This is a genomic window from Citrobacter freundii ATCC 8090 = MTCC 1658 = NBRC 12681, from assembly GCF_011064845.1.
Taxonomy (GTDB): domain Bacteria; phylum Pseudomonadota; class Gammaproteobacteria; order Enterobacterales; family Enterobacteriaceae; genus Citrobacter; species Citrobacter freundii.
Genome location: NZ_CP049015.1, coordinates 73430 through 95228, shown reverse-complemented (window position 1 = coordinate 95228; position 21799 = coordinate 73430). Strand labels below are relative to the sequence as shown.

At 54.1% G+C, this 21799-nt stretch carries 21 protein-coding genes and 1 pseudogene; 12 read left to right on the top strand and 10 right to left on the bottom strand.

Translation table 11 applies throughout. The features are described 5' to 3' along the window. Positions 1-104: 104 nt before the first annotated feature. On the top strand, positions 105-701 hold the full coding sequence (gene slmA, locus G4551_RS00455; protein ID WP_003024060.1) for a nucleoid occlusion factor SlmA: 597 nt from the start codon (positions 105-107) through the stop codon (positions 699-701). 82 nt (positions 702-783) lie between these two features. Here slmA and pyrE read toward each other — a convergent pair whose 3' ends face one another. Beyond that, positions 784-1425 (bottom strand): orotate phosphoribosyltransferase, encoded by a 642-nt coding sequence (pyrE, locus tag G4551_RS00450; RefSeq protein WP_003837602.1) that lies wholly within the window; start codon positions 1423-1425, stop codon positions 784-786. 65 nt (positions 1426-1490) lie between these two features. Further along, on the bottom strand, positions 1491-2207 hold the full coding sequence (rph, locus tag G4551_RS00445) for a ribonuclease PH (protein ID WP_003024054.1): 717 nt from the start codon (positions 2205-2207) through the stop codon (positions 1491-1493). A gap of 125 nt (positions 2208-2332) precedes the next feature. Here rph and G4551_RS00440 point away from each other — a divergent pair, with 125 nt between their 5' ends. Together G4551_RS00440 and G4551_RS00435 are read left to right on the top strand one after the other, a co-directional pair. Further along, a complete protein-coding gene (locus G4551_RS00440; RefSeq protein ID WP_003837600.1) occupies positions 2333-3196 on the top strand; it encodes a YicC/YloC family endoribonuclease in 864 nt (287 codons plus the stop codon). A gap of 259 nt (positions 3197-3455) precedes the next feature. Continuing rightward, the gene (locus G4551_RS00435) at positions 3456-4073 is read left to right on the top strand and encodes a trimeric intracellular cation channel family protein (protein ID WP_003024049.1); all 618 of its coding nucleotides are present in this window, start codon (positions 3456-3458) and stop codon (positions 4071-4073) included. Here the strand turns inward: G4551_RS00435 and ligB are convergent. Then, positions 4070-5749, bottom strand: coding sequence for an NAD-dependent DNA ligase LigB (ligB, locus tag G4551_RS00430; protein WP_003837599.1), 1680 nt, complete (start codon positions 5747-5749; stop codon positions 4070-4072). The two genes, G4551_RS00435 and ligB, sit on opposite strands and share 4 nt — an antisense overlap. A gap of 261 nt (positions 5750-6010) precedes the next feature. On the opposite strand from ligB, the gene gmk reads away from it, so the two are divergent. Genes gmk through recG form a run of 5 tightly spaced genes read left to right on the top strand, consistent with a single transcriptional unit; the run spans position 6011 to position 11884 of the window. Beyond that, a complete protein-coding gene (gmk, locus tag G4551_RS00425) occupies positions 6011-6634 on the top strand; it encodes a guanylate kinase (protein WP_003024042.1) in 624 nt (207 codons plus the stop codon). Between the two features lie 54 nt (positions 6635-6688). Continuing rightward, complete coding sequence (gene rpoZ / locus G4551_RS00420) at positions 6689-6964, top strand: DNA-directed RNA polymerase subunit omega (RefSeq protein ID WP_000135058.1); 276 nt, start codon at positions 6689-6691, stop codon at positions 6962-6964. A gap of 18 nt (positions 6965-6982) precedes the next feature. Beyond that, the gene (gene spoT / locus G4551_RS00415) at positions 6983-9097 is read left to right on the top strand and encodes a bifunctional GTP diphosphokinase/guanosine-3',5'-bis pyrophosphate 3'-pyrophosphohydrolase (protein ID WP_003024038.1); all 2115 of its coding nucleotides are present in this window, start codon (positions 6983-6985) and stop codon (positions 9095-9097) included. A gap of 10 nt (positions 9098-9107) precedes the next feature. Then, entirely contained in the window at positions 9108-9797 is a 690-nt protein-coding gene (gene trmH, locus G4551_RS00410; RefSeq protein ID WP_003837594.1) for a tRNA (guanosine(18)-2'-O)-methyltransferase TrmH, read from the top strand. Positions 9798-9802: 5 nt separating this feature from the next. Next, on the top strand, positions 9803-11884 hold the full coding sequence (recG, locus tag G4551_RS00405; RefSeq protein ID WP_003837591.1) for an ATP-dependent DNA helicase RecG: 2082 nt from the start codon (positions 9803-9805) through the stop codon (positions 11882-11884). Between the two features lie 42 nt (positions 11885-11926). On the opposite strand, the gene gltS is transcribed toward recG, so the two are convergent. Continuing rightward, complete coding sequence (gltS, locus tag G4551_RS00400; protein ID WP_003024029.1) at positions 11927-13132, bottom strand: sodium/glutamate symporter; 1206 nt, start codon at positions 13130-13132, stop codon at positions 11927-11929. 225 nt (positions 13133-13357) lie between these two features. Here gltS and xanP point away from each other — a divergent pair, with 225 nt between their 5' ends. Both xanP and G4551_RS00390 read left to right on the top strand, forming a co-directional pair. Next, entirely contained in the window at positions 13358-14749 is a 1392-nt protein-coding gene (xanP, locus tag G4551_RS00395; RefSeq protein WP_003024026.1) for a xanthine/proton symporter XanP, read from the top strand. 121 nt (positions 14750-14870) lie between these two features. Further along, positions 14871-16580 carry an AsmA family protein gene (locus tag G4551_RS00390; protein WP_003837589.1) on the top strand — a complete coding sequence of 570 codons (1710 nt, stop codon included), beginning with the start codon at positions 14871-14873 and terminating at the stop codon, positions 16578-16580. Between the two features lie 42 nt (positions 16581-16622). Here the strand turns inward: G4551_RS00390 and G4551_RS00385 are convergent, their stop codons facing one another. The 5 genes from G4551_RS00385 to G4551_RS00365 form a co-directional block, all read right to left on the bottom strand. After that, entirely contained in the window at positions 16623-17300 is a 678-nt protein-coding gene (locus tag G4551_RS00385; protein ID WP_003837587.1) for a D-lyxose/D-mannose family sugar isomerase, read from the bottom strand. 49 nt (positions 17301-17349) lie between these two features. Then, positions 17350-18210: a ketose-bisphosphate aldolase gene (locus tag G4551_RS00380; RefSeq protein WP_003837585.1), complete on the bottom strand. Its 861-nt coding sequence runs from the start codon at positions 18208-18210 to the stop codon at positions 17350-17352. A gap of 80 nt (positions 18211-18290) precedes the next feature. Then, positions 18291-19142, bottom strand: coding sequence for a class II fructose-bisphosphate aldolase (locus tag G4551_RS00375; RefSeq protein ID WP_003837583.1), 852 nt, complete (start codon positions 19140-19142; stop codon positions 18291-18293). A gap of 11 nt (positions 19143-19153) precedes the next feature. Beyond that, positions 19154-20245 carry a PTS fructose transporter subunit IIC gene (locus G4551_RS00370; RefSeq protein WP_003837581.1) on the bottom strand — a complete coding sequence of 364 codons (1092 nt, stop codon included), beginning with the start codon at positions 20243-20245 and terminating at the stop codon, positions 19154-19156. A gap of 26 nt (positions 20246-20271) precedes the next feature. After that, positions 20272-20541, bottom strand: coding sequence for a PTS fructose transporter subunit IIB (locus tag G4551_RS00365; RefSeq protein WP_050598061.1), 270 nt, complete (start codon positions 20539-20541; stop codon positions 20272-20274). Positions 20542-20594: 53 nt separating this feature from the next. Between G4551_RS00365 and G4551_RS00360 the strand changes: the two genes are divergently transcribed. Together G4551_RS00360 and G4551_RS23970 are read left to right on the top strand one after the other, a co-directional pair. After that, positions 20595-21575, top strand: coding sequence for an IS5-like element ISKpn26 family transposase (locus G4551_RS00360; RefSeq protein WP_000019441.1), 981 nt, complete (start codon positions 20595-20597; stop codon positions 21573-21575). After that, a complete protein-coding gene (locus G4551_RS23970) occupies positions 21557-21745 on the top strand; it encodes a hypothetical protein (protein ID WP_318240442.1) in 189 nt (62 codons plus the stop codon). The genes G4551_RS00360 and G4551_RS23970 overlap by 19 nt, the downstream gene beginning before the upstream one ends. On the opposite strand, the pseudogene G4551_RS00355 reads toward G4551_RS23970, so the two are convergent. Beyond that, a pseudogene (locus G4551_RS00355) lies at positions 21718-21792 on the bottom strand (PTS fructose transporter subunit IIB); the annotation flags it as partial. The gene G4551_RS23970 and the pseudogene G4551_RS00355 overlap by 28 nt on opposite strands. Positions 21793-21799: the final 7 nt, after the last annotated feature.

The window sequence follows — 21799 nt, the reverse complement described above, 5'->3', positions numbered from 1 at the left end:
TATCCCATAGCGTAATAACGCAATAACACACCGCAAACAACAGTTTGCGGTCGCTGTGTGGATGCCTGCCTGGCAAGAGCTTATTTTCAGGGGTATTTTGTAACATGGTAGAAAAGCAAACTGCGAAAAGGAATCGTCGCGAAGAAATACTTCAGTCTCTGGCACTGATGCTTGAGTCCAGCGATGGTAGCCAACGCATCACCACAGCAAAGCTGGCAGCCTCAGTTGGCGTATCCGAAGCGGCATTGTATCGCCATTTCCCCAGCAAGACCCGTATGTTCGATAGCCTGATTGAGTTTATCGAAGATAGTCTGATTACGCGTATCAATCTGATTTTGAAAGATGAAAAGGACACCAGCGCGCGTCTGCGTCTGATCGTTCTGCTGATTTTAGGGTTTGGTGAGCGTAATCCGGGCCTGACGCGAATTCTGACCGGACACGCGTTGATGTTCGAGCAAGACCGTCTGCAAGGTCGCATTAACCAACTTTTTGAGCGCATTGAAGCGCAGTTGCGCCAGGTTCTGCGAGAAAAAAGAATGCGTGAAGGTGAAGGCTACACCGTGGATGAAACGCTACTGGCCAGCCAGTTACTGGCTTTCTGCGAAGGTATGCTATCCCGATTTGTACGTAGCGAATTTAAATACCGCCCAACGGATGATTTTGACACCCGCTGGCCGTTGGTTGCCGCTCAATTGCAGTAGCGATTTCGTCTTGTCCGGCCTACGTATACTGTAGGCCCGGTAAGTGCGTAGGCCGGATCAGCGCAGCGCTATCCGGCTGTCCTTATACACCGTATGCTTCGCGATAGGCTCGTACTGCCACCAGGTGCTCCGCCATCTCCGGTTTCTCTTCCAGATACGCAATCAGGTCTTTCAGGGTGATAATAGAGATCACTTTGCAACCGTAATCACGTTCCACTTCCTGAATAGCGGAAATCTCGCCGCGACCGCGTTCCTGACGATCGAGAGAAATCAGTACCCCCGCCAGAGTGGCGCCATTCGCCTGGATAATTTCCATCGACTCACGAATCGCCGTACCTGCGGTGATAACATCATCCACCAGCATCACGCGCCCCTCAAGTGCACTACCGACCAGATTGCCACCTTCACCGTGGGTCTTCGCCTCTTTACGGTTAAAGCAGTACGGCAAATCTTTATCGTGGTGTTCAGCCAGCGCAACGGCCGTTGTAGTCGCAATCGGAATACCTTTGTACGCTGGACCAAACAGCAAATCGAACTCAATACCGGAATCCACCAGCGCTTCGGCGTAAAAACGGCCTAACAGAGCCAGGTCGCGCCCGGTATTAAACAGTCCGGCGTTGAAGAAATAGGGGCTTTTACGCCCGGATTTCAGCGTAAACTCGCCAAACTTTAGTACCTGCTTGCTAAGCGCAAACTCAATAAACTGGCGCTGATACGGTTTCATGGATTCGCTCCTCATCTCACTTTATTACAGACAAAAAAAAGGCGACTCATCAGTCGCCTTTAAAATCAATTTTCTAACGCCGCCTTCTGCGTCGCTACAATGGATTCGATTCCCCCTCGGGCTAACGCCAGTAGGGTGAGAAGTTCTTCATGGCTGAATGGCTCACCTTCCGCCGTGCCCTGAACCTCTATAATGCGACCGTCTTCAGTCATCACTACGTTCATGTCGGTTTCTGCAGCAGAGTCTTCAACGTACTCGAGGTCACAGAGCGCTTCACCGTTAACAATGCCCACGGAAACCGCGGCGACCATCCCTTTCATCGGGTTAGTTTTCAGTTTACCGCTCGCGACCAGCTTGTTCAGCGCATCCGCCAACGCAACGCATGCGCCGGTAATTGATGCGGTGCGGGTACCGCCATCTGCCTGGATAACATCGCAGTCCAGCGTAATGGTGAACTCACCGAGCGTCTTCAGGTCAACGGCAGCGCGCAGCGCACGAGCGATCAGACGCTGGATTTCCATGGTACGACCGCCCTGCTTACCTTTCGCCGCTTCACGGGCGTTACGGGTGTGTGTGGCGCGTGGCAGCATGCCATATTCTGCGGTGATCCAACCCTGGCCCTGACCTTTCAGAAAACGCGGTACGCCTTCATCAATAGAAGCGGTACATAGCACTTTGGTATCACCAAATTCGACCAGCACGGAGCCTTCAGCGTGTTTTGTATAATTACGGGTCAGGGTGACGGGACGCACCTGATTGGCACTACGACCTGCTGGACGCATGATAAAATCTCCGGCTTGAAACGAATGTGGCTGCGCATTATACGGACTTCCGACTGTTATTCCTATCCTGACAAGACGTGGATGGCTATAATCCTCCCATCTCATCTTTAAAAACAGGAACGTCTATGATCCGCAGCATGACCGCTTACGCCCGGCGTGAAATCAAGGGTGAATGGGGTAGCGCTACCTGGGAAATGCGCTCGGTAAACCAGCGTTATCTGGAAACTTATTTTCGCCTGCCGGAGCAGTTCCGTAGTCTCGAACCCGTAGTTCGCGAACGTATTCGCACGCGTCTGACGCGCGGTAAAGTCGAATGTACGCTGCGTTTTGAGCCTGATGCCAGTGCACAAGGCGAGCTGATTCTGAATGAAAAACTCGCTAAACAGCTCGTTAGCGCTGCTAACTGGGTCAAAATGCAGAGTGATGAAGGTGAAATTAACCCGGTTGATATCCTGCGTTGGCCAGGCGTAATGGCAGCCCAGGAGCAAGATCTGGACGCCATTGCCGCCGAAATCCTCGCCGCGCTTGACGGTACGCTGGATGACTTTATCGTTGCGCGTGAAACCGAAGGTCAGGCACTGAAGGAGTTGATCGAGCAGCGTCTGGAAGGCGTCAGCGCCGAAGTGACGAAGGTACGTGCGCATATGCCGGAAATCCTGCAATGGCAGCGCGAGCGTCTGGTAGCCAAACTGGAAGATGCTCAGGTGCAACTGGAAAATAATCGTCTTGAGCAAGAGCTGGTGCTGATGGCACAGCGTATCGACGTGGCTGAAGAACTGGATCGCCTGGAAGCTCACGTCAAAGAAACCTACAACATTCTGAAGAAAAAAGAGGCGGTTGGCCGTCGTCTGGACTTCATGATGCAGGAATTCAACCGTGAGTCGAATACTCTGGCATCGAAGTCTATCAATGCCGAAGTGACTAACTCCGCAATTGAACTGAAGGTATTGATCGAGCAAATGCGCGAGCAAATTCAGAATATCGAGTAAGTCACCATCTCACGTAGCCCGTCAATAAACGGCGGCGCTACGTGCTTTTCCCGACGCTATCAGTTCTCATCTATGCGATCAGACTTATATTTTCTCATCATTTATTGTCACCACTCATATCACAAAGCGCATGCCATAACGTGTTTACAACAATTTCGCATTAGCTGTAGTTATTAGAATCACTTCGCCTTAGAAAATCTCAATCGTGACAGTGCGCACAAATCGTTAACCTTAGCCCCCAGCAAATCAGGGGGAATACATGCTGTTACACGTTTTATACTTAATTGGTATTACTGCCGAAGCCATGACCGGTGCGCTTGCGGCTGGGCGTCGTCGTATGGATACATTTGGCGTCATTATCATTGCCACCGCGACAGCCATTGGCGGTGGTTCAGTACGCGATATTCTTCTCGGCCATTATCCGCTCGGCTGGGTAAAGCACCCTGAATACGTCATTATCGTAGCCACTGCCGCGGTACTGACCACTATTATTGCTCCCGTGATGCCCTATCTGCGCAAAATATTCCTCGTACTGGATGCGCTGGGCCTGGTGGTCTTTTCTATTATCGGGGCTCAGGTGGCACTGGATATGGGCCATGGACCGATTATCGCCGTGGTCGCTGCGGTCACTACCGGGGTTTTCGGCGGCGTATTACGCGATATGTTCTGCAAACGCATCCCGCTGGTGTTCCAGAAAGAACTGTATGCCGGCGTATCATTTGCCGCTGCCGTGCTGTACATCGTGCTGCAGCATTATGTCTCCAGTCATGATGTGGTGGTTATCTCTACCCTGCTCTTCGGCTTTACCGCCCGACTACTGGCGCTGCGCCTGAAGTTAGGTCTGCCTGTATTTTACTATCGCCATGAAGGCCATTAAGGCATAAAGCCCGCGATCCGCTGAGCAGCTAACCAGTTGCTCAGCGCTGTGACCTCTCGATCCTCCAGCCATTGAATAACCTGCCGTGCCCGCTGCTCCCCCATGAAAGGAAGCTGCCGCCAGCTTTGTTCATCGCGTTCTTGCAATTGCTGCCACGAACCATCCCTGCTGGCATTCAGCGTTGCCTGTGTTAACGGTATTCCCATGGCAATCACCCAGCGCGTGAACGGAAGATCGCGTGACAGGTTGAATTGATGCCATAACTTCTCCCCTTTGCTTACACCAAATGTGGACTGTAGTTGTTCCTGAGTTAGCCCGAGCCAGGAAAAGATATGCTCAAAACGATACGCCTGGTGGAGCTCCCGCCATCCCGCCTCGCCGATGCCCTCCAGCCCCAGCACCTCTTTGGCCCCCAGCCAGACCAGTCTGGCAACAAACTGTTCCTGGCACTCCGCTGTGGCATAAAAACAGGTTAATGAATTGAAGCGCCCCTCAGGTGGCACTGGCTTACTACGCTGGGTACTGCGCCAGACCACCTCATCTATACGGGGGATCCCTTGTCCGGCCAGGCTCACCAGAATCTGATCGCCAGGCGCGATATCCCATTCATTCCAGCGTCGAACGGAGCCAATATTGACGCGCTGTACGCGTTTATCATCCAGCATGACGGGAGTCAGCAATGCTACCACCGCAATTTTCCCGCTTTTACCAACGGAGAACTGAATACCGGTTACCTCAGATACCCTGGCCACGGGAGGATATTTCCACGCAGCCAGCCAGTCTCCCTGTCCGGGTAGCCAGTATCGCGCCTGCGGCTCTTTTCCTGTTCGCACGACCACGCCATCAGTGACAAAAGGTAATCCTGAAGTCCACCACTTTGCTCGCACTTGCTCTACGTCATCCGCACTCTTCACGGCCTTGGTAAAATGTTGCGTGAAACTGAACCCGGCAGCAGTGAGCTGCTCCAGTCTTTCAGACATGACCGCAGGACCATCGGGCCAGGCCCAGATAAAAATAGCCAGCGAGCCTAATAATTCCTGATTGCTCTGGCGCATCATCAATCCAGCAACCTTCGAGCGGGCGTTCATTCCCCCTCTCTGCTTCTGAATATGCCCCTCTTGCTGCAAAAAAATCTCACCCTGCAACGTACTGTTAGCGAGATTCCCCTTGGTGGAATGTGGTACGGAAGGGATCTGAAGAACCTTTTGCGTCCAGTCTTCGCCTTTCAGGCCATTACCACGGCTAATCGCCCGTACCAGATTGCCATTGCGATAGACTAACGTCACTGCCACGCCATCCACCTTCGGTTGCACCCAGAGATCGCTGCGCGCGTGCATCCATTGCTGTAGCGCTTGCTTATCGGCAAGTTTTCGAACACCCGTGTGGGGAACGGGGTGCGATACTGTGCCACCCATTGGTGGCGCAGACAGATCTGGTGGAACTTCATCACCAAAACAGCGCTGCCATTGAATTAGTTGCGCATTGAGCTGGTCATAAACGCCGTCATCTACGGCACTTTCACCCTGTTTCCAGTAACTGTCATTCCACTGTGTTATCTGCTGCTGTAGTCGTGAAATTTCCTCGTTTGCCCTGGCAGGTGACCAGACGGGGCATACCGCCCATGCGGGTAGATACCCCATTAGCAAAACCAGCCCTATGCCTTTCCATAATCCCATGTTACCTCCGCTGAGCACTGCATTTCCTGGCAGGTATAGCGCGAAATAATAGGGAAACAGAGAGGCAAAAAAGCATCCTGCGAGCAACGTTCCTGACATTTGCACGTATTTCTGCAAATCATCGATAAAACAGGAAACTGATACGCAAAACGCAATAAACATGCGCAAAAAGTGTGACAAGGGCTACGTCACATAGCGGCTACGTGTATAATAAGCCCGTATGTAGGCTCTCTTTCGACAATCACATACATTAAGATACTCATGGCTCAAGGCACGCTTTATATTGTTTCTGCCCCCAGTGGCGCGGGTAAATCCAGCCTGATTCAGGCTTTATTAAAGACCCAACCGTTGTATGACACCCAGGTTTCTGTTTCGCACACCACGCGCGCACCGCGCCCGGGGGAAGTGCACGGTGAACACTATTTTTTTGTGAACCATGATGAATTCAGAACCATGATTGGCAGAGACGCGTTCCTGGAACACGCGGAGGTTTTCGGTAATTACTACGGCACCTCACGTGAAACCATTGAGCAAGTATTAGCATCCGGCGTAGACGTCTTTTTAGATATCGACTGGCAAGGTGCGCAGCAAATTCGTGAAAAAATGCCGCATGCGCGCAGTATTTTTATTTTGCCGCCATCTAAGATTGAGTTGGATCGCCGTCTGCGTGGCCGCGGTCAGGATAGCGAAGACGTGATCGCAAAACGTATGGCGCAAGCTGTTGCAGAAATGAGCCATTACGCCGAATATGATTATCTTATTGTGAACGATGATTTCGATACCGCCCTGGGCGATTTGAAAACCATCATTCGCGCCGAACGTCTGCGCATGAGCCGCCAAAAGCAGCGTCATGACGCTTTAATCAGCAAACTGTTGGCAGACTGAACCCACATTCAGTATCATGCCCAGTCATTTCTTCACCTGTGGAGCATTTTAAGTATGGCACGCGTAACTGTTCAGGACGCTGTAGAGAAAATTGGTAACCGTTTTGACCTGGTACTGGTCGCCGCGCGTCGCGCTCGTCAGATGCAGGTAGGCGGAAAGGATCCGCTCGTACCGGAAGAAAACGATAAAACTACCGTTATCGCGCTGCGCGAAATCGAAGAAGGTCTGATCAACAACCAGATCCTCGACGTGCGTGAGCGCCAGGAACAGCAAGAGCAGGAAGCCGCTGAATTACAAGCCGTTACCGCTATTGCTGAAGGTCGTCGTTAATCACAAAGCGGGTCGCCCTTGTATCTGTTTGAAAGCCTGAATCAACTGATTCAAAACTACCTGCCGGAAGACCAGATTAAGCGTCTTCGGCAGGCGTATCTCGTTGCACGTGACGCTCACGAGGGCCAGACACGTTCAAGCGGTGAACCCTATATCACGCACCCGGTAGCGGTAGCCTGTATTCTGGCCGAGATGAAACTCGACTACGAAACGCTGATGGCTGCGCTGCTGCATGACGTGATTGAAGATACCCCTGCCACCTATCAGGACATGGAACAGCTTTTTGGTAAAAGCGTTGCAGAGCTGGTAGAAGGGGTATCGAAGCTTGATAAGCTTAAGTTTCGCGATAAGAAAGAGGCGCAAGCCGAAAACTTTCGCAAGATGATTATGGCGATGGTGCAGGATATCCGCGTCATTCTCATCAAACTTGCCGACCGTACCCACAATATGCGCACGCTGGGCTCATTACGCCCGGACAAGCGTCGCCGCATCGCCCGTGAAACCCTCGAAATCTATAGTCCGCTGGCACACCGTTTAGGTATTCATCACATTAAAACCGAGCTGGAAGAGCTGGGTTTTGAAGCGCTGTACCCGAACCGCTATCGCGTGATTAAAGAAGTGGTTAAAGCCGCTCGCGGCAACCGCAAAGAGATGATCCAAAAAATCCTCTCGGAAATCGAAGGGCGTTTGCAGGAGGCAGGTATTCCGTGTCGCGTAAGCGGGCGTGAGAAGCACCTGTACTCTATTTACTGCAAAATGGTGCTCAAAGAGCAGCGTTTTCACTCCATCATGGATATCTACGCATTTCGCGTCATCGTTCATGATTCCGATACCTGCTATCGCGTACTCGGCCAGATGCACAGCCTGTACAAACCACGTCCTGGCCGCGTGAAAGACTATATTGCCATCCCAAAAGCGAACGGATATCAGTCTTTGCACACCTCAATGATCGGCCCTCATGGCGTCCCGGTTGAAGTACAGATTCGTACTGAAGACATGGACCAGATGGCAGAGATGGGTGTCGCAGCGCACTGGGCTTACAAAGAGCACGGCGGCGAAAGCAGCACCACTGCGCAAATCCGCGCTCAACGCTGGATGCAAAGCCTGCTGGAACTGCAGCAGAGCGCCGGTAGCTCGTTTGAATTTATTGAAAGCGTTAAATCTGATCTCTTCCCGGATGAGATTTATGTTTTCACACCGGAAGGGCGCATTGTCGAACTGCCCGCCGGTGCAACGCCTGTCGACTTCGCCTACGCCGTGCATACCGATATCGGTCACGCTTGCGTCGGCGCGCGCGTCGACAGACAGCCTTACCCGCTTTCACAACCGCTCTTTAGCGGTCAGACAGTTGAGATTATTACCGCCCCGGGTGCGCGCCCGAATGCCGCGTGGCTCAACTTCGTCGTCAGTTCGAAAGCGCGCGCCAAGATTCGCCAACTGCTGAAAAACCTCAAGCGCGATGATTCCGTCAGTCTGGGCCGTCGACTGCTCAACCATGCCCTGGGCGGAAGCCGTAAACTGGCTGAGATCCCGCCAGAGAGCATCCAGCGTGAGCTTGAGCGCATGAAGCTCGCCACTCTTGACGATCTGCTCGCAGAAATCGGTCTGGGTAATGCCATGAGCGTGGTGGTAGCGAAAAACCTCCAGCAGGGCGAAGCAACAGCGAACGTACCGGCACAATCTGGCCATGGTCATCTGCCGATCAAAGGTGCAGACGGCGTGCTGATCACCTTCGCGAAATGCTGCCGTCCAATTCCAGGCGATCCCATCATTGCCCACGTCAGTCCGGGTAAAGGTCTGGTGATTCACCATGAGTCCTGCCGTAATATTCGTGGCTACCAGAAAGAGCCAGAGAAGTTTATGGCGGTGGAATGGGATAAAGAAACAGAGCAGGAATTCATCACCGAGATTAAGGTGGATATGTTTAACCACCAGGGTGCTTTGGCGAACCTGACGGCGGCAATCAACACGACCACCTCCAATATTCAAAGCCTGAATACGGAAGAGAAAGATGGTCGCGTCTATAGCGCCTTTATTCGCTTGACCGCTCGCGATCGCGTGCACCTGGCAAATATCATGCGCAAAATCCGCGTCATGCCGGACGTGATAAAAGTCACCCGTAACCGTAACTAGAACACGTTTTATGAATGAACAGCGCTATGCACGTATCCGCGAAATGCTCGCACGTCGTCAGCCAGATCTGACCGTCTGCATGGAAGAGGTCCACAAACCTCATAACGTTTCCGCTATCATTCGTACTGCAGATGCGGTCGGTGTGCATGAAGTCCACGCCGTCTGGCCGGGTAGCCGTATGCGCACCATGGCCTCTTCTGCTGCAGGCAGCAACAGTTGGGTGCAGGTGAAAACTCACCTTACTATTGGTGATGCGGTCACACATTTAAAAAACCGCGGCATGCAGGTTCTGGCAACTCATCTGTCAGATAAAGCCGTGGATTTTCGCGAGATTGATTACACACGCCCCACCTGCATCCTGATGGGCCAGGAGAAAACCGGCATCACTCAGGAAGCGTTGGATCTGGCTGATCAGGACATCATCATTCCCATGACTGGCATGGTGCAGTCGTTGAACGTTTCGGTCGCCTCCGCGCTGATTCTGTACGAAGCACAACGCCAGCGGCAAAACGCTGGGATGTACCGACGAGAAAACAGCATGCTGCCACAAGACGAGCAGCAGCGCTTACTGTTTGAAGGCGGTTATCCGGTGCTGGCGAATGTCGCTAAGCGCAAAGGTCTTCCCTACCCTCACGTAAACACGCAGGGCGAAATTGAAGCCGATGCAACGTGGTGGGCCACTATGCAGTCTGCGAGATAAACGCGATGAAAGGCCGTTTACTGGATGCCATCCCACTCAACTCTCTGACCGGCGTTGGCGCAGCGCAAAGCAGTAAACTGGCGAAAATTGGCCTGCACACCGTACAGGACCTCCTTCTACACCTCCCCCTGCGTTACGAAGACCGTACCCATCTGTACCCAATTGGCGAACTGCTGCCGGGCGTCTATGCCACCGTTGAAGGCGAAGTGCTGAACTGCAATATCACCTTCGGTGGCCGCCGGATGATGACCTGTCAGATCAGCGATGGCTCCGGCATTCTCACCATGCGCTTTTTCAACTTCAGCGCAGCAATGAAAAACAGCCTCGCCACCGGTCGCCGGGTGCTGGCCTACGGTGAAGCCAAACGCGGGAAATACGGCGCAGAGATGATCCACCCGGAATACCGTGTGCAGGGCGATCTCAGCACGCCGGAATTACAGGAAACGCTGACCCCTGTTTATCCGACTACCGAAGGCGTGAAGCAGGCCACGCTGCGCAAGCTGACCGATCAGGCACTGGATCTGCTCGATACTTGCGCCATTGCCGAACTGCTACCGCCAGAGCTGTTACAGGGCATGATGAGCCTGCCCGAAGCACTGCGCACGTTGCACCGCCCCCCACCGTCGCTGCAACTCAGCGATCTGGAAACAGGACAACATCCGGCGCAGCGACGTCTGATTCTCGAAGAACTGCTGGCGCATAATCTCAGCATGCTGGCACTACGCGCCGGGGCACAGCGTTTTCATGCCCAGCCGCTGAGCGCAAACAATGCGCTGAAAGATAAGCTGTTGGCGGCGCTACCATTTAAACCGACTGGCGCACAGGCTCGCGTTACCGCGGAGATCGAACGTGATATGGCACTGGATGTCCCAATGATGCGCCTGGTACAGGGTGATGTCGGCTCAGGTAAAACGCTGGTTGCGGCGTTAGCCGCCCTGCGCGCTATCGCACATGGTAAGCAGGTTGCGCTGATGGCCCCCACCGAATTATTGGCTGAACAACATGCGAATAACTTCCGCAGCTGGTTCGCGCCGCTGGGCGTTGAAGTGGGCTGGCTGGCGGGCAAGCAGAAAGGCAAAGCGCGTCTGGCGCAACAGGAAGCCATCGCCAGCGGTCAGGTGCAGATGATTGTCGGTACTCATGCAATTTTCCAGGAACAGGTTCAGTTCAACGGTCTGGCACTGGTTATCATCGACGAACAGCACCGCTTCGGGGTGCATCAGCGTCTGGCGCTGTGGGAAAAAGGTCAGCAGCAGGGTTTCCACCCGCACCAGCTAATCATGACTGCCACGCCAATCCCGCGCACGCTGGCGATGACCGCCTATGCCGATCTCGACACCTCAGTAATTGATGAACTCCCACCGGGACGTACCCCGGTCACCACGGTCGCCATTCCGGATACCCGCCGCAGCGATATTATTGATCGCGTGCGCAACGCCTGTACCCACGAAGCGCGCCAGGCATACTGGGTCTGTACGCTGATTGAAGAGTCTGATCTGTTAGAAGCTCAGGCAGCAGAAGCAACGTGGGAAGAGCTTAAGATTGCGCTACCAGAACTCAATATTGGCCTGGTACACGGCCGTATGAAGCCCGCCGAGAAGCAGTCAGTAATGGCGGCCTTTAAGCAGGGTGAACTGCATCTGTTGGTTGCCACCACGGTGATTGAAGTGGGCGTGGACGTGCCAAACGCCAGCCTGATGATTATTGAAAACCCGGAGCGCCTGGGCCTGGCCCAGCTGCATCAGCTACGTGGCCGCGTAGGTCGTGGTGCGGTGGCCTCCCACTGCGTCCTGCTGTACAAATCACCGCTGTCTAAAACCGCGCAGAAACGCTTGCAGGTTCTGCGAGACAGTAACGACGGGTTCGTGATTGCGCAAAAAGATTTAGAGATTCGCGGCCCCGGCGAGCTGTTAGGTACTCGCCAGACCGGAACGGCAGAATTCAAGGTCGCAGATTTACTGCGTGATCAGGCGATTATCCCGGAAGTTCAGCGCATTGCTCGCCATATTCACGAACGCTATCCGCAACAGGCCGTGGCGCTAATAGAGCGCTGGATGCCGGAAACCGAACGCTACTCCAACGCATAGTCGATTCATAGCGGCGGCGGATGTTACCCCGCCGCACAGCCGTTATTGCGCAAAAATCGGTAACAGCAGATACAGCTTAATCACCAGCGCGTTGACGATATCGATAAAGAATGCCCCCACCATCGGCACCACCAGAAACGCCATATGGGATGGCCCAAAGCGTTCGGTAATCGCCTGCATGTTGGCAATCGCCGTCGGCGTCGCGCCGAGGCCAAAACCGCAGTGTCCGGCAGCCAACACAGCGGCATCGTAGTTCTTACCCATCATGCGCCAGGTAACGAATATCGCATACAGCGCCATGAAAATGGTCTGCACAACCAGGATTGCCAGCATCGGCAAGGCCAGAGAAGCCAGTTCCCATAGCTTCAGGCTCATCAGCGCCATCGCCAGGAACAGTGACAGACTAACGTTACCCAGCACAGAAACCGCACGTTCGAACACCCGGTAGAAGCCCAGTAGCGCCAGACCATTGCTGAGGATCACCCCAACAAACAGCACGCAAACGAAGGTCGGCAGTTCCAGTACCGTTCCAACCAGCATTTGCGCAACGATTTTCCCCACCGTCAGACAGATAGCGATCAGCGCGATGGTTTCAATCAGCACCAGTGAGGTGATCATGCGTCCGACGTCCGGCTTTTCAAATGCGGTCGGCACAGCCTGATCGTCCGGCATACCGTCTGGCGTGGTGGAGTGTTTGACCAGATAGCGTGCCACCGGGCCGCCAATCAGCCCACCCAATACCAGACCAAACGTTGCGCAAGCCATCGCCACTTCAGTCGCATTGGTGAAGCCGTAACGTTCAATAAACAGCTTGCTCCATGCGGCCCCGGTTCCGTGTCCACCAGAGAGGGTGATCGAGCCAGCAATCAGGCCCATCAGCGGGTCCAGACCCAGCAGGGTCGCCATACCAATACCGATGGCGTTTTGCATCAGCAACAGGCCAACAACCACAATCAGAAAAATACCCACCACGCGGCCGCCAGCACGCAAACTTGCGATATTGGCGTTCAGACCGATAGTGGCGAAGAAGGCCAGCATCAACGGATCGCGCAGGGTCATATCGAAGTTAACTTCCCAACCCATGCTTTTTTTCAGCACCAGCAGCGCAATCGCCACCAGCAGGCCGCCCGCTACGGGTTCGGGAATGGTGTATTTTTTCAGGAAGGAAACAGACTGGACGAGCTTACGTCCCAGCAGCAACACAAGGGTTGCCGCAACCAGCGTTGATAACGTATCGAGATAAAACATTTACAGCTCCATTAGTGCGTTTAGCACAATCACGCACGATGCATTCCAGACCGATTTTTAGCTCTTATTGAGTTTTCGGGGTGGATTTTAAGCAGAAAATGATGAAAAGTTATATAAAAATGTTTGTTTATCCGTTTTAAATATTAAGAATACCTGCTAGCAAACGTTTGCTTTTCTGCCCTGGTCAGATAAAATCACCGCTTTTCCACCATGGGATTGCCTCTGATGTCCGTTAACGCCGTAGAGTCAACAAATGCGCAACCGGTTGCGCAGACTCACAACAGTGAACTGATTTACCGTCTTGAAGATCGCCCCCCGTTAGCCCAGACCTTGTTTGCCGCCTGTCAGCATCTGCTGGCCATGTTCGTCGCGGTAATTACTCCCGCTCTGTTAATTTGCCAGGCGCTTGGTTTACCGGCTCAGGATACTCAACACATTATCAGTATGTCGCTGTTCGCCTCCGGCGTAGCTTCTATCATTCAGATCAAAGCCTGGGGGCCGGTAGGCTCAGGGCTGCTATCCATTCAGGGCACCAGCTTTAACTTTGTTGCGCCATTGATTATGGGCGGTACGGCGCTAAAAACCGGTGGCGCAGATGTCCCAACCATGATGGCGGCGCTGTTCGGTACGTTGATGCTGGCAAGCTGCACCGAGATGGTTATCTCACGCGTACTGCATTTGGCGCGGCGGATCATTACCCCATTGGTCTCAGGCGTGGTGGTGATGATTATCGGCCTGTCGCTGATTCAGGTGGGTCTGACATCAATTGGTGGTGGCTATGCCGCAATGAGCGACAACACCTTTGGTGCACCGAAGAATTTACTGTTGGCAGGCGTGGTACTGGCACTAATCATCCTGCTTAACCGTCAACGCAACCCTTACCTGCGTGTTGCGTCATTGGTGATTGCGATGGCGGCAGGCTATCTGCTGGCCTGGTTTATGGACATGCTGCCGCAAAATACCGCACCGGTAAGTCAGGACCTGCTAATGGTGCCAACGCCGCTGTATTATGGCCTGGGTATCGACTGGAGTTTACTGCTGCCGCTGATGCTGGTCTTTATGATCACCTCACTGGAAACCATCGGCGATATTACGGCCACCTCTGATGTCTCCGAGCAGCCGGTTTCTGGTCCGCTGTATATGAAACGCCTGAAAGGCGGCGTGCTGGCGAACGGTCTGAACTCGTTTGTTTCCGCTGTGTTCAACACCTTCCCGAACTCCTGTTTTGGGCAGAACAACGGGGTTATTCAGTTAACGGGCGTTGCCAGCCGCTACGTCGGTTTTGTGGTGGCGCTGATGTTGATCGCGCTGGGCCTGTTCCCGGCGGTCAGCGGTTTTGTACAGCATATTCCTGAGCCAGTACTGGGCGGGGCAACGCTGGTAATGTTCGGTACTATCGCCGCATCCGGCGTGCGTATTGTGTCCCGCGAGCCGCTGAACCGTCGCGCGATTCTGATTATCGCGCTGTCGCTGGCCGTCGGCCTGGGCGTCTCCCAGCAGCCGTTGATCCTGCAGTTCGCCCCGGACTGGGTGAAAAACCTACTCTCTTCCGGCATTGCCGCAGGCGGTATTACCGCTATCGTTCTGAACCTGGTGTTCCCACCAGAAAAGCAATAAGCAAACAGCGGCGTTGATTCTGAATCAACGCCGCTGTAACGCTCTTTCACCATTCCCGCCTTGAGCATTGCGTCTAAATCGTGCATAACTTGACTATGTGCACTTCGCGGGATGGAAGACCATGAAATTTATTGGAAAGCTGCTTCTTTACGTGCTGATCGCCCTTGCAGTGGCGATCCTCGGCCTTTATTTTCTACTGCAAACCCGCTGGGGCGCAGAGCACGTCAGCGCCTGGGTTTCACAGAACAGCAGCTACCATCTGGCCTTTGATGCCATCGATCACCGGTTTTCTTCCCCTTCCCATATTCTGCTGGAAAACGTCACCTTTGGCCGGGATGGTCAGCCCGCCACGCTGGTCGCCAAAACGGTCGATATTGGACTCAGTAGCCGACAAATCACCGACCCGCTGCACGTAGACACCATTTTGTTGCAAAACGGCACGCTGAATCTTTCCCAGCAAACCGCGCCGCTGCCGTTTCAGGCCGATCGCCTGCAATTGCAGGATATGGCGCTTAACAGCCCCGGTAGCGAGTGGAACCTCAGCGCCCAGCGCGTTAACGGCGGCGTCATTCCCTGGAGCCCTGAGGCAGGTAAAATTCTCGGCAGCAAAGCGCAAATTCAGCTCAGCGCCAGCTCGTTGACGCTCAACGATGTCCCGACCACCAACGTCTTGATTGAAGGCAGCATTGACCATGACCGGGTGACGCTTAGCAATATTGGCGCAGACGTGGCGCGTGGAGCATTAACCGGCGTAGCGCAACGCAATGCCGACGGGAGCTGGGTAGTGGAGAATCTGCGCCTGAACGATATCCGGCTGCAAAGCGACAAATCGCTGGCCGACTTTTTTGCCCCGTTAAGCACCATTCCTTCCCTGCAAATTGGTCGTCTGGAAGTAACGGATGCCCGTCTGCAAGGCCCTGACTGGGCGGTGACGGATCTCGATCTGAGCTTGCGCAACATGACCTTCAGCAAGGACGACTGGCAAACTCAGGAAGGAAAATTGTCGATGAACGCCAGCGAGTTTATCTACGGCTCTCTGCACTTCTTCGATCCGATTCTGAACGCCGAGTTCTCACCACAGGGCATTGCGCTGCGCCAGTTCACCACCCGCTGGGAAGGCGGTATGGTCAGAACATCCGGAAACTGGCTACGCAGCAACAAAGCGCTGGTCCTCGATGATGCCGCTATTGCCGGTCTGGAATACACGCTGCCGGAAAACTGGAAGCAGCAGTGGATGAAACCTCTGCCAACATGGCTAAACAGCCTGACGCTGAAGAAATTCAGCGCCAGCCGCAATCTGGTAATTGATATCGATCCGGACTTCCCTTGGCAACTCACCGCGCTGGACGGTTACGGCGCTAACCTCGGGCTGGTACAGAACAATCAGTGGGGGATCTGGAGCGGGAGCGCCACCCTCAACGCCGCTGCTGCTACCTTTAACCGCACGGATGTACGTCGTCCTTCGCTGGCGCTGACGGCGAACAACAGCACCATCAATATCAGCGAACTGAGCGCCTATACGGAAAAAGGGCTGCTGGAGGCCACCGCCAGCATTTCGCAGTTGCCTCAGCGCCAGGCTCAGATCAGCCTGAACGGACGCGGCGTGCCAATGACGATCCTGCAGCAGTGGGGCTGGCCCGCACTGCCGCTTTCCGGCGATGGTAATATTCAGCTTACCGCCAGCGGCAATATTCAGGCCGATGCGCCGCTCAAGCCAACGGTCAGCGGGCAACTGCATGCGGTGAACGTGGAGAAACAGCAGGTCACGCAGACTATGCAGGCGGGTGTGGTTTCAGGGAGTGAAGTCACAGCACCACCACCTGCGCAATAATTTATTGCCCGGTGGCGCTTCGCTTACCGGGCTTACTCACGCTCATAAACGAATATATTCACTGCACAACAGCCACTTCACCGGCTCATCCTCTTCAATCGCCGGGAAGCGACCGCCAGGTTCCAGAAAGTGGTTGTCATGCTGGTCGTCATTGACCATCGAGATTTCCCAGCCCAGCACGAACGCCTTCTCCGCCCAAAAGCGATGATACAAGCGCGGCGGCAGGCACACCCCCTGTCCCGGTTTCAATACCAGCGTCTCGCCAGCGTCAACGGTACGCCGCTGACCATCGACGCTAACTTCAACAATACGCCGTGCGTCATACCCATCATCAGGCGTGGCCCATGCCAGCTGCATACATAAGTCACCGCCGCCGCGATTCACGATATCTTCCATTTTATGGCGATGAAAATGCCATGGCGTTTGCTGATCCTGCTGAATTTGCAGCATCTTTTCAGCATACGGTTTGGGGTAATTAGCTGACCCTGGCTGACCATTGCGCAACGTCAGTAACGTCAGTCCCGTTTGCGCAAAATCTCCACGCCCAAAGTCGGTAATATCCCAGCCCAGCTGGAGATCGCGCACTTCACGCCACAGAGATTGATCCTGTTGCCGCCAGGCATCGATCGTAAAATACGCAAAATCAGGCAGACAGACCCGAAAAGTCTCGGCGATGGCATGCGCTTTATCGACGGCATAATTAATATGTGAACGCTTCATTCCACTTTTCCTTGTTGCGAAAGAGGCGGGTCGCCCCGCCTGCATGCCGTTAGTAAAGTGATGCTTTGCCGGTTGAACCGAACAATTTCATTTTGTGGCGGATCACGTCCCGCGCGGCGCTAATGGCTTCTGGGTAGATTACGTTCGGGTCCCACCAGGTTTCTTTCGCCAGGATTTCGCGGACTTTCTGGAAGTAGGCGTATTTCATATCGCTGGAAATGTTGATTTTGCCAACACCCAGCGTCACGGATTCGTCAATTTCCGCATCCGGGTTCGCGGAACCACCGTGCAGCACCAGCGGAATATCCACACGCCCGGCGATGTCGCGCAGGATGTTCATTTGCAGCTCTGGCTGCATCCCTTTCGGGTAGATCCCGTGCGCGGTTCCAATCGCCACCGCCAGCGTGTCTGCACCGGTTCGGGCGATAAAATCCTCTGCCTGAGCAGGATCGGTATAAGTAACCTTCGACACGCCGCCTTCCACTGACGTCCCGGTCTGACCAATCGTACCCAACTCCCCTTCCACAGAAACACCTACCGCATGCGCCAGCTTGACCACTTCGCGGGTCAGCGCCACGTTCTCTTCATACGGCAGCAGCGAGCCATCAATCATCACCGAGGTAAACCCACACTGAATCGCCCGCAGTACATGCTCAACCGAAGCGCCGTGGTCCAGATGCAGAGTAAAGGGAACCGGGCTGCGCAGAGTGATATCGCGGACATAGCTAAAAAACGCATCGCCGACAAAATCATGTTCACTGGGGTGAATAGAGATAATCGCCGGGGTATTGGTCGCTTCCGCTTCCTCCACTACTGCACGTACAAAGCAGCTGTCCGCCACGTTGAATGCGCCGATAGCAAAACCGTGCTGACGAGTAGGTTGCAGTAATTCTTTCATCGAAACTAACATGTTAATTCTCCAGTTTCAGGGTGTAGAAAGCCCTGCCAGTGCGTCATCGCAGAGGCATAGAAGGCGTTACAGAAAATGAATCAGGCTTTGCCGATAGCGCCGCTGGCCTGCAGGTACGGAATAATGGCTTCCTCGCAGGCCTGTTCCATCAGGGCCAGGGCATTAACGAGTTCACCGGATGTGTCACGACACAGGGTATGCAGTAGCGCAGCCTTTCCGGCTTCGAAAACCGCCGCACCAACGTTTATCTTGGCGACACCAAACGTCGGGCAACGCTGTAGCTGATCAAACGGCGTCCCGCTGCCGCCATGCAGTGCCAGAGGTACCGTTGATAACCGGGCTATTTCCTCCAGCCGCAGGAAATCAATAGCAGGTGTGATACCCGGCGCGTACATGCCGTGTGCCGTACCCACCGACACCGCCAGCAAATCGATCCCGGTCTGTTGGATAAAGGGTTCCACGTCGGCGGCCTGAGTCATCAAATCAGCGTTAGCGGCATGGTCATAGCGCGGAGCATCGGCCAGATGACCCAGCTCACCTTCCACGCACAGAGAAACGCTGGCTGCGAGCTCGACCACTGCACGGGTCTGGCGAATGTTCTCCTCCAGCGCAAAGGCGGAGGCGTCGATCATTAACCCGCTGAATCCGGCGCGAAAAGCCTGACGAATGCGTACAGGATCCTTTCCATGATCCAGCGCCAGCGCGACCGGTACCGAGGCTTCCTCTGCCAGCGTTTTGACGACCGCAGCGGCTATCGGGGCCGGAAAATGCTCCAGATGCCCCTGATACAGATTCAGAATGATGGGCGCACGGTGTTTCTCTGCCACCCGAACCGCCGCGCGGGCGCTTTCCAGGTTCATGCAGTTGATGGCCAGCAGCGCGTACTGCTCGCGCCAGGCTTTCGCCACCATGCTTTTCATATCGGCAAACATACGGCCTCCGGTTATTCCAGGGTGAAGGTGATCTCTTCGTCTTTCAGTTTTTGATCGCTGAGTTCATCAAACTCTTCGTCACGCTCGGTCACCGGTTTCTTCCACAGCGACAACATGACACCGCAAATCACCGTGCCGATCCCCAGCGCCAGGCAAAACAGCAGTGGATGCGTAAAGAGCGGAACCACAAACATGCCGCCGTGCGGTACCGGGCTTTCGACACCCCACACCATAATCAGGCCGCCCGCAATCGCTGAGGCCACCACGCAAGAGCCCACCACGCGCAACAGGTCGCGCGCTGCGATCGGAATGACCCCTTCGGTAATCATGCAGATCCCCATCGGGAATGCCGCCTTCAGCGCCTCACGTTCCGCACGGGTGTACTTGTGACGCGTCAGCAGGAAAGAGAGCGTAATGCCGAACGGAGGGATCATCGAACCAACAAACTTCACCGCTTCCGGACCGTACACACCGCTGACCAGCATGCCGTCAGCAAACAGCGACATGGTTTTATTCACCGGTCCGCCGAAGTCGAATGTCGCCATCGCACCGAGGATAGCGCCCATCAGAAAGCGGGATCCGCCCTGCATGGACTCCAGCAGATGAATCAACGCGTCCTGCAGCCAGGCTATCGGCTTGCCAATCAGCGTCATCATCAACAGGCCGCCAATGACGGTACTCAGTACCGGCAACACCATGATGGGCATCAGCCCCTGCATCGACTGTGGCAAACGGATATAGCGCTTAAGTAGCAGTACGGTATAACCGACCAGGAACCCGCCCAGCATCCCGCCGATAAAACCGGTATGAATTTCGCCGCAAACAAAGCCGACAATCAGGCCCGGCGCAAATCCGGGACGATCGGCAATGGAGTACGCAATCGCCGCACTAATCAGCGGTACGATTAACCCCATCCCCCAGCCGCCAATCTGGTTGAGCATCCAGGGTATGGTTCCTGTTTTTTCACCCACGTTAGTGCCGCCAAGTATTTGCCCGAGAGCAATACAGATCCCGGCGGCGACAATTAACGGGATCATCCACGAAATCCCCGTTAATAAATGTCTTTTTATTTCCTGAGATAGCGGAATTTTATTTTCACTCATGTGAAACCCCTCCAGAATGAGGATCGCTACTGGTTATTATTAACTAATGATTTTTCGACCTTTTCAAGAAACTGAATGGGCGATTTTATGACGATTTCGGTTTTCACTCGCACGATGCGTTTATTTGAAAATCGTTCCTCTCCTTTTATTTTGACATCGACAGCAAGAATTACGACATCAGCTGCAGAAATATCCTCTGTCAGCAGTTCGTTCTCCGTGCCGATAGTTCCCTGGGTTTCAACTCTTATATTATGACCAAGCGCTTTAGCACCTTTAATTAGGGAAGGTGCGAACAAGTTCCTGATATGAGATCATCATATTCATCCGGAGCGCATCCCAGAGGGACATCATGAGCCATCAACTCACCTTCGCCGATAGTGAATTCAGCACTAAGCGCCGTCAGACCCGAAAAGAGATTTTCCTCTCCCGCATGGAGCAGATTCTGCCATGGCAGAATATGACCGCTGTCATCGAGCCGTTTTATCCCAAGGCGGGCAATGGCCGACGGCCCTATCCGCTGGAGACCATGCTGCGTATTCACTGCATGCAGCATTGGTACAACCTGAGCGACGGTGCCATGGAAGATGCCCTGTACGAAATCGCCTCCATGCGCCTGTTTGCCCGATTATCCCTGGATAGCGCCCTGCCGGATCGCACCACCATCATGAATTTCCGCCACCTGCTCGAGCAGCATCAACTGGCCCGTCAATTGTTCAAGACCATCAATCGCTGGCTGGCCGAAGCAGGCGTCATGATGACCCAAGGCACTTTGGTGGATGCCACCATCATTGAGGCACCCAGCTCTACCAAGAACAAAGAGCAGCAACGCGATCCGGAGATGCATCAGACCAAGAAAGGCAATCAGTGGCACTTTGGCATGAAGGCCCACATTGGTGTCGATGCCAAGAGTGGCCTGACCCACAGCCTAGTCACCACCGCGGCCAACGAGCATGACCTCAATCAGCTGGGTAATCTGCTTCATGGAGAGGAGCAATTTGTCTCAGCCGATGCCGGCTACCAAGGAGCGCCACAGCGCGAGGAGCTGGCCGAGGTGGATGTGGACTGGCTGATCGCCGAGCGTCCCGGCAAGGTAAAAACCTTGAAGCAGCATCCGCGCAAGAACAAAACGGCCATCAACATCGAATACATGAAAGCCAGCATCCGTGCCAAGGTGGAGCACCCGTTTCGCATCATCAAGCGGCAGTTCGGCTTCGTGAAAGCCAGATACAAGGGGCTGCTGAAAAACGATAACCAACTGGCGATGTTATTCACCCTGGCCAACCTGTTTCGGGTGGACCAAATGATACGTCAGTGGGAGAGATCTCAGTAAAAACCGGAAATAACGCCAGAAATGGTGGAAAAAATAGCCTAAATAGGCTGATTCGATGTGTTTGCGGGAAAAAAATCGGCCCAGATCCGCGAAATTTTAATCAGCGAGTCAGCTTGGGAAGAAATGACCTGCTTATTCGCACCTTCCTTAGCTTCTCACGGGCAATATAGGTGTGCGCAATACCCGCCGTACAGGCGGCAACACAAACAATATTCATAACATGC

Coding starts and splice junctions, on each gene's coding strand:
- xanP (WP_003024026.1), top strand. CDS start 13,358: ATGTCCGTTAACGCCGTAGAGTCAACAAATGCGCAACCGGTTGCGCAG.
- G4551_RS00390 (WP_003837589.1), top strand. CDS start 14,871: ATGAAATTTATTGGAAAGCTGCTTCTTTACGTGCTGATCGCCCTTGCA.
- G4551_RS00375 (WP_003837583.1), bottom strand. CDS start 19,142: ATGTTTGCCGATATGAAAAGCATGGTGGCGAAAGCCTGGCGCGAGCAG.
- gltS (WP_003024029.1), bottom strand. CDS start 13,132: ATGTTTTATCTCGATACGTTATCAACGCTGGTTGCGGCAACCCTTGTG.
- G4551_RS00360 (WP_000019441.1), top strand. CDS start 20,595: ATGAGCCATCAACTCACCTTCGCCGATAGTGAATTCAGCACTAAGCGC.
- gmk (WP_003024042.1), top strand. CDS start 6,011: ATGGCTCAAGGCACGCTTTATATTGTTTCTGCCCCCAGTGGCGCGGGT.
- ligB (WP_003837599.1), bottom strand. CDS start 5,749: ATGGGATTATGGAAAGGCATAGGGCTGGTTTTGCTAATGGGGTATCTA.
- G4551_RS00440 (WP_003837600.1), top strand. CDS start 2,333: ATGATCCGCAGCATGACCGCTTACGCCCGGCGTGAAATCAAGGGTGAA.
- G4551_RS00435 (WP_003024049.1), top strand. CDS start 3,456: ATGCTGTTACACGTTTTATACTTAATTGGTATTACTGCCGAAGCCATG.
- G4551_RS00385 (WP_003837587.1), bottom strand. CDS start 17,300: ATGAAGCGTTCACATATTAATTATGCCGTCGATAAAGCGCATGCCATC.
- rph (WP_003024054.1), bottom strand. CDS start 2,207: ATGCGTCCAGCAGGTCGTAGTGCCAATCAGGTGCGTCCCGTCACCCTG.
- rpoZ (WP_000135058.1), top strand. CDS start 6,689: ATGGCACGCGTAACTGTTCAGGACGCTGTAGAGAAAATTGGTAACCGT.
- pyrE (WP_003837602.1), bottom strand. CDS start 1,425: ATGAAACCGTATCAGCGCCAGTTTATTGAGTTTGCGCTTAGCAAGCAG.
- recG (WP_003837591.1), top strand. CDS start 9,803: ATGAAAGGCCGTTTACTGGATGCCATCCCACTCAACTCTCTGACCGGC.
- slmA (WP_003024060.1), top strand. CDS start 105: ATGGTAGAAAAGCAAACTGCGAAAAGGAATCGTCGCGAAGAAATACTT.
- G4551_RS00380 (WP_003837585.1), bottom strand. CDS start 18,210: ATGTTAGTTTCGATGAAAGAATTACTGCAACCTACTCGTCAGCACGGT.
- G4551_RS00370 (WP_003837581.1), bottom strand. CDS start 20,245: ATGAGTGAAAATAAAATTCCGCTATCTCAGGAAATAAAAAGACATTTA.
- trmH (WP_003837594.1), top strand. CDS start 9,108: ATGAATGAACAGCGCTATGCACGTATCCGCGAAATGCTCGCACGTCGT.